The following is a 13,402-nucleotide window of genomic DNA, read 5'->3' on the forward strand; positions in this document are numbered from 1 at the left end:
ATGTACACGGAAAGTGTGCCTTACACTTTCCGATGTCGATCAGATAGCTATAAAATCCCGTTTATCACTCAGTGATAACTTATTAAGCATCTCGAGAACTTCACCATTAAGTGGAACTGATTTATTAGCAGCTAAATCAACAATCACAAACGTCAGTACCGCATCGGAGACCAGCTCTCTTTTACCATTTTTTTCACGTATGATTTGCTGATAACACAACGCGCTCTTAGCGCCTATCTTATCAATTCGAGATAGCACCGTCAGTTCATCATTGAGCACTGCTCCTATAAAATAGTTTATATTGATGTTCACAACGACCATTGCTAACTGCTTTTGAGTTGCCCACTCAAGAAAACCTTGCTTACCCATGCCGGCCCATCGATCCATTTCATAGAATTCAAGGTAACGAGCATTGTTAACATGCTGGAATACATCGATGTGATAACCACACACTTTTATTTTTGTTGCCATAACTACTCCGACCAGTTGCCATGTTTTTACAAAAAGATAACAAAAAATCAGGGTGCGTGCAGAAATCATTTAGTTTATGTGATTTCGATCGCCGTTATCATCAGCAATGATAATAATTTCAATTTAAAATTAGTACCCATACAGAATGAATGGGTACTGAGTAAATTAAAGTGTTAGCTTACTCCTATTTTTTTCTAGGAATGAAGGGCCTATTCCTTTCACCTCTAAAATGTTTTCTAATGAATTAAACACCCCATATTTATCCCTATATTCCACTATCGCCTTTGCTTTTTGTATTCCAATCCCACTAAGGTTTTTTGCTAATTCCTCTGCACTTGCTTGATTGATATTAACTTGATGAGTACGACTAGAACTGGTTGTGGATGCAGCCTGCTGAGACGCTTGACCAGCCACAGTTAACGATGGCTTTTCAGGTTCAACTTTTTTAGCTATCGCTTGCTGCTGACACATCAGTATTGAAGAGATAATGACGACACTACCTAAAAGTTGCTTTGTGAATTTCATCCATGTCATGGAGTTTCTCCTGTTTAAAGTGAGATAACACAATGCCAAGAAAATAACAGAAAAGCTTTTTAGTCATAATAGAAATAAGAAAGGCCACCCAAAGGTGGCCTTCAAAAAATGATTAATTGCAATAGAATTGCGAGGAGCTTCCCAACTTATTCGACGTTCAACTCTTCAATTTTTGCATTATTACGCAGGTTCATCATCAATGCTTCGTTAACTGAAGCTGCCATCATACCTTGATACTCTCTAGTCAACTGAGCAAGCTCTTCATCAGACGCTTTGCCAGCAGTTACTTTATCAAGTTGAATAACAACTAAGTTATCTTGTGCGTCACGTGCTGTTGCATAGGTTGCTTTACCATCTACTGGTTTTGCCATTGCCATAGCTGCACTCGTGATAGATGTTTGAGGCATAACACGAGAAACTGTTTCAGGAGCAGTAAACGTCACATTGGCTGAGCTTAATGCAGATTCACCTTTGCCTTCTTTCAGTGCCGCAAGCAATTTATCACCTTCAACTTTTAACATCGCATCCGCTTTTTGGCGTTTAACTAGTGCTTCAATTTCAGGTTTAACGGTTTCTAACGACTCGATTTGCTCTGGCTTATATTCTGTAACACGAACCACAAATGCACGGTCACCTTCAACGTTAATTACGTCAGAGTTGATGCCTGTAGAACCATTTTTATCAACTAAACGCTCACTGAAAATCTCATTGACCACTTTAGGGAATTTCAACGTCTCTGGTGGATTGTTTTTGTCAAACCAGTCTGTTGTCATCACTTTTAAGCCTGAAACTTCTTCAACAGAGGCTAAAGATTCATTGTCATTCGTTGCAGCCTCACTGACTTTTTGTTGCAAATCATAGAACTGCTTAACATTCTTCTCTTGGCTTAATGTTGTTTTTAGCGCATCTTTCACTGAATCAAATGATTTGATACTTTCAGGTTTGATATCATCCAAACGGAAAATAACAAAACTTTCTCCTGTTTTAACTGGCGCTGAAATTTGCCCTTTCTCAGTGAGTTTCGCATTAGCAATTTCAGCTGGAGTAGAAGCTTCTTCCATCCAACCAATAACACCTTTATTACCGGCGCTGAACTTATCAGTCGATTTTTCAGCCGCAAGTGTTTCGAAGTTCGCACCTGCTTTTAGCTCATCGGCAATTGCATTCGCTTCTTTTTCAGAAGCCACTTGGATCATGCTGTAATGTTTTTGCGCTGCCTGAGTATAATTTTTCAGGTTTTGCTCATAATACGTTTTCAGCTCAGCATCAGAAACAGTTTGTTCTGGCAATGTTGTTGCGTCGATCTCAACGTAGCTGACTTTCACTTTTTCAGGTGAAATAAAGCTGTTATGGTTTGCATCATAATAAGCTTTAATTTCATCTGCCGTTACAGACTGTTTCGCTTGAGCATCGGCTAATGATAGTGTTGCCGTACGGATCTCACGCTCTTGTAAAAATAGCTCTGCATAAGCTTTAACTTCTGAAGGAAGTGCAAAATCACTACCAGTGAAAGCTTTGGCTAATTGTGCACGTACTAAGTCATTACGCACTTGCGCTGCAAAGTTGTCTGCATTGACATTGTATTGTTTTAATATCAGGCGATATTTTTCGCTGTCAAATTGGCCATTAGTTTGGAAAATTGGCATCGCGAAAATCGCTTTCTCTATCTGCGCATCACTCGCAGACAGGTTTAATTCTTGAGCATACTGATTAATCAGCTCACTATTAATTAAGTTAGCAAGTGCTTGGCCACGCAAGGCTCTCATGGCTTCTTCATTACCTGCAATTTCAGAGAACCTGTCTCCCAAACTCTCTTGTAAAGACTGGCGCTCTTGCGAGAAAGCCTGTTGTAATTGCTCCCTGCTAATTGACTGTCCATTTACTTCGGCAGCATCATTGCTTGAACCGCCAATCATGTAACCGGCAACCCCTGTCAGCACGAATGACAGAATAATAATAGCCAGTAGCACTTTGATAAAAGGACTGTTCGCTTTCGTGCGTAGATTGTCCATCATAAAAAGGCTTAACTCCGCTTGGTTGAATTCATTTCCTAATAATACGCTAATCTTAACTCAGATTGAAAAAAAAGCGCATCATTTCCATGATGCGCCCTCTATATTAGCTGATTAATAATATTCAGTCAGTGTGAGTTTTAGAAAAAATAAAACAAACTCAAAATAAAACTGAATTAACTATTAACTGCGTCTTTTAAACCTTTGCCTGGACGGAAAGCAGGTACTTTCGCCGCAGCGATTTTGATTTCTTTACCTGTTTGTGGGTTACGTCCTGTGCGAGCAGCACGTTCACGAACTGTGAATGTACCAAAACCAACTAAAGCAACATCATCACCCTTGCTCAGTGAACCAGTTACAGATGCAACGAATGCATCAACAACACGGCCAGCAGCAGCTTTAGAAATATTCGCTTCAGAAGCGATTTGATCAATCAGTTGAGACTTATTCACTCTTATCATCCCCATATTAGTTTTGACTATGATCTTAATTAGGCTATTAAGCTAATTAATGATGCAGCCGTTATATCAATCCTTAATGCCAATGGCAAGAGAACAGATAACATCCAAATAATTATCAGAATCATCGTTAAATTAGCGACGAAAAAAAAGGCTGACAACCCCTAAATAGATCATCAGCCTCACTTTTATGTAAACTTCTTGATTCAGCTCACTCTTTTCGACTTATTTTTTACGACTTCCACACCAAATGGAGGGTTAACTAATGCCAAAGAGAGGACTTCTTCAATGGTTTTCACTGGGTGAATTTCCAAATCAGCAATCACATTTTCTGGAATTTCTTCCAAATCACGCTTGTTCTCAAATGGAATTAGCACTGTTTTAATACCACCGCGATGTGCAGCCAGTAATTTTTCTTTCAAACCACCAATTGGTAAAACTAACCCTCTTAAGGTAATTTCACCTGTCATTGCTACGTCTGCTTTAACTGGGTTACCCGTTAAACAAGAAACCAGCGCTGTTGACATCGCAATACCGGCACTTGGGCCATCTTTTGGTGTTGCACCTTCAGGTACATGCACGTGGATATCACGTTTTTCATAGAAATCACTGTTAATACCCAGTTTTTCTGCGCGAGCACGTACTACCGTTAATGCAGTTTGAATCGATTCCTGCATCACTTCACCAAGAGAACCCGTATAAGTCAGCTTCCCTTTACCCGGTACACAAGCCGTTTCGATAGTTAATAGGTCGCCACCTACCTCTGTCCATGCCAAGCCAGTTACTTGACCTACACGGTTTTCAGTATCTGCATGACCGTAATCGAATCGACGAACCCCTAAGAAATCTTTCAGGTTATCTGCATTAATTTCGATGTGTTTAAGCTTTTTATCCATCAATAAAGATTTAACAGCTTTACGACACAGTTTCGAAATTTCACGCTCAAGACCACGAACACCAGCTTCACGGGTGTAGTAACGGATAATACTAATTAACGCACTGTCATCAATGGTTAATTCACCTTTTTTCAAGGCATTGCGCTGAATTTGCTTCGATAACAAATGTTGTTTGGCAATATTCAGTTTTTCATCTTCCGTATAACCTGACAGGCGGATCACTTCCATACGGTCAAGTAACGGAGCCGGTATGTTCATTGAGTTTGAGGTTGCAACAAACATCACATCAGAAAGATCGTAATCAACTTCCAAATAATGGTCGTTGAATGCAACGTTCTGCTCAGGATCCAGTACCTCTAACAGCGCTGAAGCTGGATCACCACGCATATCTGATGACATTTTGTCGATCTCATCCAACAAGAATAGTGGGTTTTTCACCCCTACTTTTGCCATTTTCTGGATTAGTTTGCCCGGCATAGAGCCAATATAGGTACGACGATGCCCACGAATTTCCGCTTCATCACGCACACCACCTAATGCCATACGGGTATACTGGCGACCAGTAGCCTTAGCAATAGATTGACCGAGTGACGTTTTACCAACCCCCGGAGGCCCTACCAAGCACAGGATTGGGCCTTTGATCTTACTAACACGGCTCTGTACTGCCAGATACTCTAAAATACGCTCTTTTACACGCTCTAAGCCATAGTGGTCAGTATCAAGAACCTCTTGCGCCTTCACGAGGTCTTTTTTCACTTTACTGCGTGCATGCCATGGCACCTGAACCATCCAGTCGATATAACTGCGTACCACGGTGGCTTCAGCGGACATTGGAGACATCATTTTCAGCTTCTGCAATTCAGCTTCAGCTTTTTCATGTGCCTCTTTTGGCATTTTTGCTTCTTCGATTTTGCGTTTTAGCGCTTCATATTCGTCAGGAGCATCATCCATTTCGCCAAGCTCTTTTTGAATCGCTTTCATTTGCTCATTCAAATAGTATTCGCGTTGGCTTTTTTCCATCTGCTTTTTAACACGGTTGCGGATACGCTTTTCGACTTGCAGCAATTCGGTTTCTGATTCCATCATTGCCATCAGAAACTCAACACGTTCTGCCACATTTGCCATCTCCAGCACACGCTGTTTATCAGCCAACTTCAATGGCATATGAGAGGCAATCGTATCAGCAAGCTTATCAAGCTGATCTTGTTCAATTGAGTGCAACGATGTCAGTACTTCAGGTGGAATTTTTTTATTGAGTTTAATGTAACTTTCAAACTGACCAACAATCGTGCGATAAAGAACTTCTTGTTCTTTTTCATCAAGAAGATCTGCAGCAGGTGCAGCGGCTTCATTATAAAAGTTTTTAACTTCTGAGGTGCTTTTCTCAGATTCTGATTTCAAGTATTCAGCTTGTGCGATGAAATATTCGCCATTATCGGTCAAGCTACTAATGTGTGCTCTTCTTAGACCTTCAACCAAGACTTTGACTGTGCCATCAGGCAGCTTCAGCATTTGGATAACTGAAGCAACAGTACCAACTGAAAATAGGTCATTGACCCCTGGCTCGTCGGTTGAAGCTTCTTTTTGAGCTACTAACATTACTTGCTTGTCATGATCCATCGCTGCTTCCAGACTGTGAATGGATTTTTCACGTCCAACAAACAGTGGGATCACCATATGTGGGTACACCACTACATCACGCAGAGGCAATACTGGTATTTCAATGCGTTCGGAACGCTCAGGATTCATAAAGCTCTCTCTTCGTTTAGCTTGCGCTAGTTTAAGGGTTTCCAACAATTGCTCAAAAAATGTTTATTTTAGAAGCAAAGGAACCACACTCAGAATATAAACTATATGGGGATAAGATTTTAGCATTCAATGGGTCGTTGAAGATAAAAAATGAAATGAGGGATCCCCCTCATTTCATTCATAAATTGTTACTGCTAAATCTTAGGTGTTAATTATCACCAGAGGCTTGAGCATCAGGCTTGCTGTAGATCAGTAATGGTTCAGATTGTTCGTTAATAACGTTTTCATCAACCACCACTTTTTCTACATTTTCCATAGAAGGCAGGTCATACATTGTATTTAACAACGCAGCTTCTACAATAGAACGTAAACCACGAGCTCCCGTTTTACGTGCCATTGCTTTTTTAGCAATTGCTTTTAACGCTTCTTCACGGAACTCTAACTCTGTCCCTTCAAGGTTAAATAGCGCTTGATACTGCTTAGTTAATGCGTTTTTCGGCTCTTGTAAGATCTGGATCAACGCTTCTTCGCTGAGTTCTGTCAGCGTTGCCACAACAGGCAAACGACCAATAAACTCAGGGATCAAACCAAACTTGATCAAATCTTCTGGCTCGGCCTGCGCTAATAGTGCACCTTCGGTAATTTTTTCGGATTCGCCTTTCACTTCCGCAGCAAAACCAATACCTGAACGTGTATTTAAACGCTGACCAATCACTTTATCTAGACCGGCAAAAGCACCACCACAGATAAATAAGATCTTGGACGTATCAACTTGCAAAAACTCTTGTTGTGGATGCTTACGGCCACCTTGTGGTGGAACTGCCGCAACGGTTCCTTCAATCAGTTTTAACAACGCTTGTTGCACACCTTCACCTGATACATCACGGGTGATCGATGGGTTATCTGATTTACGAGAGATCTTGTCAATTTCATCGATATAAACAATACCACGTTGGGCTTTCTCTACATCGTAATCACATTTTTGTAGTAATTTTTGGATGATGTTTTCAACATCTTCACCTACATAACCGGCTTCGGTCAATGTTGTAGCATCAGCCATGGTGAATGGTACATCCAAATAACGTGCCAGCGTTTCAGCAAGCAGAGTTTTACCGCTACCGGTTGGACCAATCAGCAAAATATTACTTTTACCCAGTTCTACACCTTCACTGGTGGTGTCGCCATTACGTAGACGTTTGTAATGGTTATACACTGCAACAGCTAGAACCTTTTTCGCTTGTTCTTGACCTATGACATAATCATCAAGGTGCTCTCGGATCTCATGCGGTGTCGGCAGCGCACTGCGTTCACGATGAGGAGCAAGTTCCTTGATCTCTTCACGAATAATGTCGAGGCATAAATCGACACATTCATCACAGATATAGACTGACGGACCTGCAATCAGCTTGCGGACTTCGTGCTGACTTTTTCCGCAGAAAGAGCAGTACAACAGTTTACCTGACCCCTCTTTGCGCTTTTCTGTCATCAGTTGACCTCACTTATCGTTAAATCGCCCTGTTTAAACACTCTGTGGTAACCTAAAACAGGACAATAAATTTCTTCAATATTAAGGAAATACCCTAACTAATTAACGGCTGGTGTAAATCTGATCAACCAACCCATATTCTTTGGCTTCATTTGCAGATAAGAAACGATCACGCTCTGTATCACGGCTAATCTCTTCAATTGATTTGCCAGTATGCAATGCCATCAATTCATTCATGCGAGATTTCACTTTCAGAATTTCCTGAGCGTGGATCTCAATGTCTGTCGCTTGGCCCTGATAACCCCCTAAAGGTTGGTGGATCATCACGCGCGAGTTTGGTAGACAGAAACGTTTACCTTTTGTACCTGCTGTCAGCAAAAAAGCCCCCATAGAGCAAGCTTGCCCCATACAAATCGTACTGACATCAGGTTTAATGAACTGCATCGTGTCATAAATTGACATACCAGCGGTGATCACACCGCCAGGGGAGTTGATGTAAAGTTGGATATCTTTTTCTGGGTTTTCTGCTTCCAGAAATAGCATCTGTGCGACGATTAGGTTCGCCATATGATCTTCCACCTGACCTGTCAGGAAGATAATACGTTCTTTTAACAGACGTGAATATATATCGTATGAACGTTCACCCCGAGAGGTCTGCTCAATGACCATTGGCACAAGTGCCATTTGGGATGCTAGGTTTTCCTGACCGCCAAAATGTGACATCGAAATCTCCTGTTAAAAACTTTCTGGTGCTTGCGCCTAAAATCACTGTTTGCTTATCTTGTGGCAGCAAACAAACAGTTTGTCTTTAAAAATTATCTTTATCTTGCATAAATCACAATTATCTCACGACTTCTACAACTTTGAGTTGTCTAAAAAGCCTTCGAAAAAATGCGCACTCTTTTAGAGTGATTATGTCGTAGAAAATAAGACGCACTTTAAAATAGTTTAACACAAGTCTGTAAGGATTCACGGATTTGTTGCTTACGCTAACCCGCCCTTATTCAGCCAATATGACTAAAATATACTGTACTGCCTTTTATAAAATTAGGGCGTAAATATTATTTTCAAGACTATTTTAGTCAAATTGACAAAAAACCCGCAATGCAACACAGCACCACGGGTTTATTATTTGCATAACTTAAAAAACGAAATTAGCCAGCTTGAACTTGATTCATCAGTTCAGTGAAGTTAGTTTCTTTTTCAGTCACTTTAGCCGCTTCTAAAACTTTCTCAACAGCTTGTTCTTCGAGCGCTAAGTTACGAACACTGTTCATCAGCTCATTGTTTTTGCTGTAGTATTCGATAACTTCTGCTGGATCTTCGTACGCTGATGCCATTTCTTCGATCAGAGTTTTAACGCGATCTTCGTCAGCTTTCAGTTCGTTAGAGCTGATCACTTCACCTAACAGCAGGCCGATAACAACACGACGTTTAGCTTGTTCTTCGAACAATTCACGAGGCAGTTCCATCGCTTGTTGTTCGTTGCCACCGAAACGTTGAGCCGCTTGACGACGCAGAACGTCGATTTCGCCATCAACCACAGCCGCTGGAACGTCGATTTCGTTTGCGTTAACCAGACCATCCAGAACTTGTGCTTTAACACGGTTACGAACCGCATTTTTCAGCTCACGCTCCATATTTTTACGGACTTCTGCACGCAGACCTTCTAAAGTGCCATCAGCAATACCGAAACGCTTGATGAACTCTTCAGTGAATTCTGGCAGTTCACGCTGTTCAACTTTCTTCAGAACGATAGCAAATTTCGCTGCTTTACCTTTCAGGTTCTCAGCGTGGTAATCTTCTGGGAAGTTAACTTCGATATCAAACTCTTCGCCTGCTTTGTGGCCAACGATGCCATCTTCAAAGCCAGGGATCATGCGGCCTTCGCCCATAACCAGTGCGAAATCTTCTGCTTTACCACCTTCAAACTCTTCACCATCGATAGAGCCTGTGAAGTTGATAGTGATACGTGAGTCAGCAGTTGCAGCTTCAGCAACTTCTTTCCACTGAGCTTGTTGCTTACGCAGAGTTTCCAGCATGTTTTCCAGATCTTCATCTTTAACAGCAACAACTGGTTTTTCTACTTCGATAGTTTCCAGACCTTTCAGTGCGATTTCTGGGTAAACTTCGAATTCAACTGAGTAAACAAAATCTTTACCATCTTCAAGCATTTCAGGCTTGTAGCTTGGTGCACCCGCTGGGTTGATTTTTTGTTCAACAATAGCGTTAATGAAGTTACGCTGCATCACATCGCCCAGAACGTCTTGCATAACAGACGCGCCGTAACGCTGCTTAACGATGTTCATTGGTACTTTCCCTTTACGGAAACCATCAACACGTACTTTCTTCGCGACGCTGACCAGCTCGCTGTTTACTGCTTTTTCAATATCGGCAGCAGGAACGGTGATTGTTACACGACGCCCAAGGCCTTGAGTCGTTTCAACAGAAACTTGCATCTTCTTACCTCAAAAAAAATCTTAGTGATCGGTCTACTCCAGAGTTATGCCATTAAATCATAATGACCTTCTCCCTTCCAGAACCGGGGCGTTGTTTTCACAACGGTCATCCCTGATATCAGAAGCGTCCCGAAACCTTACTGAAAATTAGACGCAACATTATACCGATGCAGATGCTCTGAGTCGAGAAAAGCTGATAAAAGAAGCGATTATTCCTCTTTATTTGTGACTTTTCTGACTAAAATAAACATTCTTCAAGCAAATTGAAGAAAAAACCACCATCGATATTGACGTCGACATCATAAAACGAAATGGATCATCCCATCACAATGACAGCAATAACCCCTAATAGTCAATCATCCGTTTGTTTTACCGCCGCCACGGCAAGCAGGAGAATTTAATGCAGTATCCGCTAATGCCTCCCACTCAGCTGGAGTATATGTATGAAGAGCCAATGCATGAATACTTCCCGCTAATTCATCCGCTAAAATAGCATAAATTTCACGATGACGACCGACCATGCGTTTATTTTCAAACAGTTCACTCACTAACACGACCTTGAAATGACTTTCTGAGCCTACTGGAACGTTGTGCTGATAGCTTTCGTTAATCACCTCCAGATGAACAGGAGCAAAAGTAGCTTGTAACTTTTGCTGAATATGAGATTGCATGTTCTGTTCCATAAAATGACTCCTTAATTGCCCCTAAATTATCGTTTTTCATTATCTTTTTTTGTGCTGATAGTGGAGAATCATTCACAATGATATTATTAATACCTGCTTTGACGAATTTTTTTGGAAATTGTTGTCTAATTATTCAATTCAAAAGAAGCGTCAAATGGCAACCTATCCTCTAAATAATTCGAGTTGCAGGTAGGCGACAAGTGAAGATAGGCGGGAGCATAGATAAACTATGTCACTCGGTGAGCGTAACCTAGTCACTTATTACCTTAACGAAAAGCGCTGCAATTTGAAATATGACGAGTATATACCTTAACTCAACGGATGAGTGCTGCACCATAGCGGAACACACTCAATTAAGAAAGATGAACTGGAAAAAATTATGTTAAGAAAACTGTGTTTTCCTCTTGTTGCACTATTTCTTCTAGCCGGTTGTGCAACAAGCAACAATACCTTATCGCTTGAGCCTAAAATTACTTTACCGGCTCGTAACCCTACGCTTAATGCAACCGCGATTAGCGTCAGTAGTGTCGATAGTCGAGCATCAAAATCACTGGCAGAAATCAACCGTAATGGCAGCTTAGTGGTGCTATCACCTTCTCGTGACCCGCGCTATTTAATGCAAGAAGCGGTTGAAAAACAGATGGCAGCGCGTGGTTTTATGGTGTCATCTCCTGCGAACGTGAACTTAGTTGTCCAATTGAACCAATTAAATGCTCAAGTCTCTGAGGGTAGCCTACGCCATAATATTACGGTTAATTCAAGTGCGACTGTAACGGCGACCGCACCGAATGGCTCAACCAAGTCACGTACCTTTACGCGCAATTACAACAACCAAGAATTGCTTGGTGCAAGTAATGAAAAAATCGAAAAAGCGATTAACCTAGCCTTAACTGATTTAATCGCTGATATGGCTAATGACCAAGAACTCACTCAGTTTATTCGCCAAAACGCGCGCTAATTTCACGTTATAATGAGAGCTTACTGTCGATAGGCTCTCATCATCTCTCTGTATAAGTAAAAGCAACACGGAAGCGCTACGTTTACAAAACAATGAGTATTTTAATTACCAAATACATATTAGGAAGATTATGTCCCGCTCGTTACTACCAAAACTGCCTAACTCAGTCATTTTAATCCTATTAGGTTTTGTTTCTGGCCTTCCCCTCGCCTTGACAGCAGGCACGCTACAGGCTTGGTTAACTGTTGAAAATGTTGATATTAAAACGATTGGTTTCTTTTCCCTTGTTGGCCAAGCCTATGTATTAAAATTCCTTTGGTCGCCAATGATGGATAGGTACACCCCCTCTTTTCTTGGGCGCCGTAGAGGATGGCTATTGACCACTCAGATCCTACTGATGATTAGTATCGCGGCAATGGGTTTCATGAGCCCAACCGATCATCTATGGTGGCTAGCCGCTCTCGCTGTGATGGTCGCTTTTTGTTCTGCCTCACAAGACATTGTTTTTGATGCCTACAAAACAGATTTATTGAGTGCAGAAGAGCGTGGATTTGGTGCAGCAGTCTCTGTCATGGGTTATCGCATCAGTATGTTGGTCTCCGGTGGGCTAGCTCTGTGGATGGCAGATAAGTTTTTGACATGGCAACAACTCTATATGGTCATGGCAGGGCTTATGCTCATTGGTGTTTTCGCAACCTTGCTTGCTAAAGAACCAGAAGATAGTGGTACACCTCCAGCTTCGCTAAAAGATGCAATTTATAAACCTCTTGCTGAATTTTTTAGCCGTAATAATGCATGGTTAGTCCTCTTATTATTAGTATTCTATAAGATGGGAGATGCATTTGTTATGGCACTCAGTACTAACTTCTTACTGAGTGGTCTCGGTTTTACCTTGAGTGAAGTTGCGGCAGTCAATAAAACTGTCGGCATGGCTGCCACCATTATAGGTGCACTGTTTGGCGGCTATCTTATGAAGAATATGAGTCTATTTAATGCATTACTCGTGTTTGGCATTTTGCAAGGAGGCTCAAATATCGGTTATTGGTTCCTTGCCGTGACACCACCCAATATTATTAGTATGGGCTCAATCATTGTTATCGAAAATATTTTTTCAGGGATGGGAACTGCGGCGTTTGTTGCATTATTAATGACTCTCTGCAATAAGTCGTTATCAGCAACACAGTTTGCCTTACTATCTGCACTTTCGGCTATCGCTCGAGTGTATATAGGCCCTGTTGCCAGTATCGTTGTTCTTTCTTACGGTTGGCCAACCTTCTACCTTATTTCTATTGTTGTTGCGGTACCAAGTATTCTATTGTTGCTTGCCTGTAAAACCTCTCTAGCCTATACACAAACCACAGGATTATTCCAACGCAGAGAACTTTACCCGCAAGCCTATAAAGTTGCCGTTTATATCCTTCTTACCGCGGTTGGCGTACTAGCAATCTGGCTATTAGCGCTATTAATCACCTCATTCGCCACAGTTAAAATTTACTTATTTACCAATCAATTATCGCTTTGGCTTGCATTACCTGAATATAAAAATCTGATTTTTAATACAGGTGCATGCATTGGTGCCCTCAGTTTAATCATTGGTGGTTGCCTAGATTTCTTTGCAGTCCGCAGAATAGTTAAGAAATAAAATATTAACCAATATAATTATCCCGAAATGAAATCAATTCATTTCGGGTTTTTA

At 41.3% G+C, this 13,402-nt stretch carries 11 protein-coding genes; 2 read left to right on the forward strand and 9 right to left on the reverse strand.

Annotated features, from left to right (window positions below; genetic code table 11):
* Window positions 1–39: 39 nt before the first annotated feature.
* From AC3Z9T_RS13865 to bolA, 9 genes are all read right to left on the reverse strand, one after another.
* On the reverse strand, window positions 40–471 hold the full coding sequence (locus AC3Z9T_RS13865) for an acyl-CoA thioesterase (RefSeq protein ID WP_490126701.1): 432 nt from the start codon (window positions 469–471) through the stop codon (window positions 40–42).
* A 165-nt stretch (window positions 472–636) separates the two neighbouring features.
* The gene (locus AC3Z9T_RS13870; protein ID WP_490126702.1) at window positions 637–1,005 is read right to left on the reverse strand and encodes a ComEA family DNA-binding protein; all 369 of its coding nucleotides are present in this window, start codon (window positions 1,003–1,005) and stop codon (window positions 637–639) included.
* 146 nt (window positions 1,006–1,151) lie between these two features.
* Complete coding sequence (ppiD, locus tag AC3Z9T_RS13875; protein ID WP_490126703.1) at window positions 1,152–3,020, reverse strand: peptidylprolyl isomerase; 1,869 nt, start codon at window positions 3,018–3,020, stop codon at window positions 1,152–1,154.
* 173 nt (window positions 3,021–3,193) lie between these two features.
* Entirely contained in the window at window positions 3,194–3,469 is a 276-nt protein-coding gene (gene hupB, locus AC3Z9T_RS13880; protein WP_490126704.1) for a nucleoid-associated protein HU-beta, read from the reverse strand.
* A gap of 212 nt (window positions 3,470–3,681) precedes the next feature.
* Window positions 3,682–6,120, reverse strand: a complete 2,439-nt coding sequence (lon, locus tag AC3Z9T_RS13885) for an endopeptidase La (protein ID WP_490126705.1) — start codon at window positions 6,118–6,120, stop codon at window positions 3,682–3,684.
* 208 nt (window positions 6,121–6,328) lie between these two features.
* The gene (gene clpX, locus AC3Z9T_RS13890; protein ID WP_490126706.1) at window positions 6,329–7,606 is read right to left on the reverse strand and encodes an ATP-dependent protease ATP-binding subunit ClpX; all 1,278 of its coding nucleotides are present in this window, start codon (window positions 7,604–7,606) and stop codon (window positions 6,329–6,331) included.
* Between the two features lie 102 nt (window positions 7,607–7,708).
* Window positions 7,709–8,329, reverse strand: coding sequence for an ATP-dependent Clp endopeptidase proteolytic subunit ClpP (gene clpP / locus AC3Z9T_RS13895; protein WP_490126707.1), 621 nt, complete (start codon window positions 8,327–8,329; stop codon window positions 7,709–7,711).
* A gap of 431 nt (window positions 8,330–8,760) precedes the next feature.
* Window positions 8,761–10,065 carry a trigger factor gene (tig, locus tag AC3Z9T_RS13900; RefSeq protein WP_490126708.1) on the reverse strand — a complete coding sequence of 435 codons (1,305 nt, stop codon included), beginning with the start codon at window positions 10,063–10,065 and terminating at the stop codon, window positions 8,761–8,763.
* Window positions 10,066–10,421: 356 nt separating this feature from the next.
* Window positions 10,422–10,748, reverse strand: a complete 327-nt coding sequence (gene bolA, locus AC3Z9T_RS13905; RefSeq protein WP_490126709.1) for a transcriptional regulator BolA — start codon at window positions 10,746–10,748, stop codon at window positions 10,422–10,424.
* Window positions 10,749–11,127: 379 nt separating this feature from the next.
* Between bolA and AC3Z9T_RS13910 the strand changes: the two genes are divergently transcribed.
* Together AC3Z9T_RS13910 and AC3Z9T_RS13915 are read left to right on the forward strand one after the other, a co-directional pair.
* Window positions 11,128–11,706, forward strand: a complete 579-nt coding sequence (locus AC3Z9T_RS13910) for a YajG family lipoprotein (protein ID WP_490126710.1) — start codon at window positions 11,128–11,130, stop codon at window positions 11,704–11,706.
* 130 nt (window positions 11,707–11,836) lie between these two features.
* Window positions 11,837–13,348, forward strand: coding sequence for an AmpG family muropeptide MFS transporter (locus tag AC3Z9T_RS13915; RefSeq protein ID WP_490126711.1), 1,512 nt, complete (start codon window positions 11,837–11,839; stop codon window positions 13,346–13,348).
* Window positions 13,349–13,402 lie beyond the last annotated feature (54 nt).

This window comes from Providencia sp. 6390, assembly GCF_058148425.1.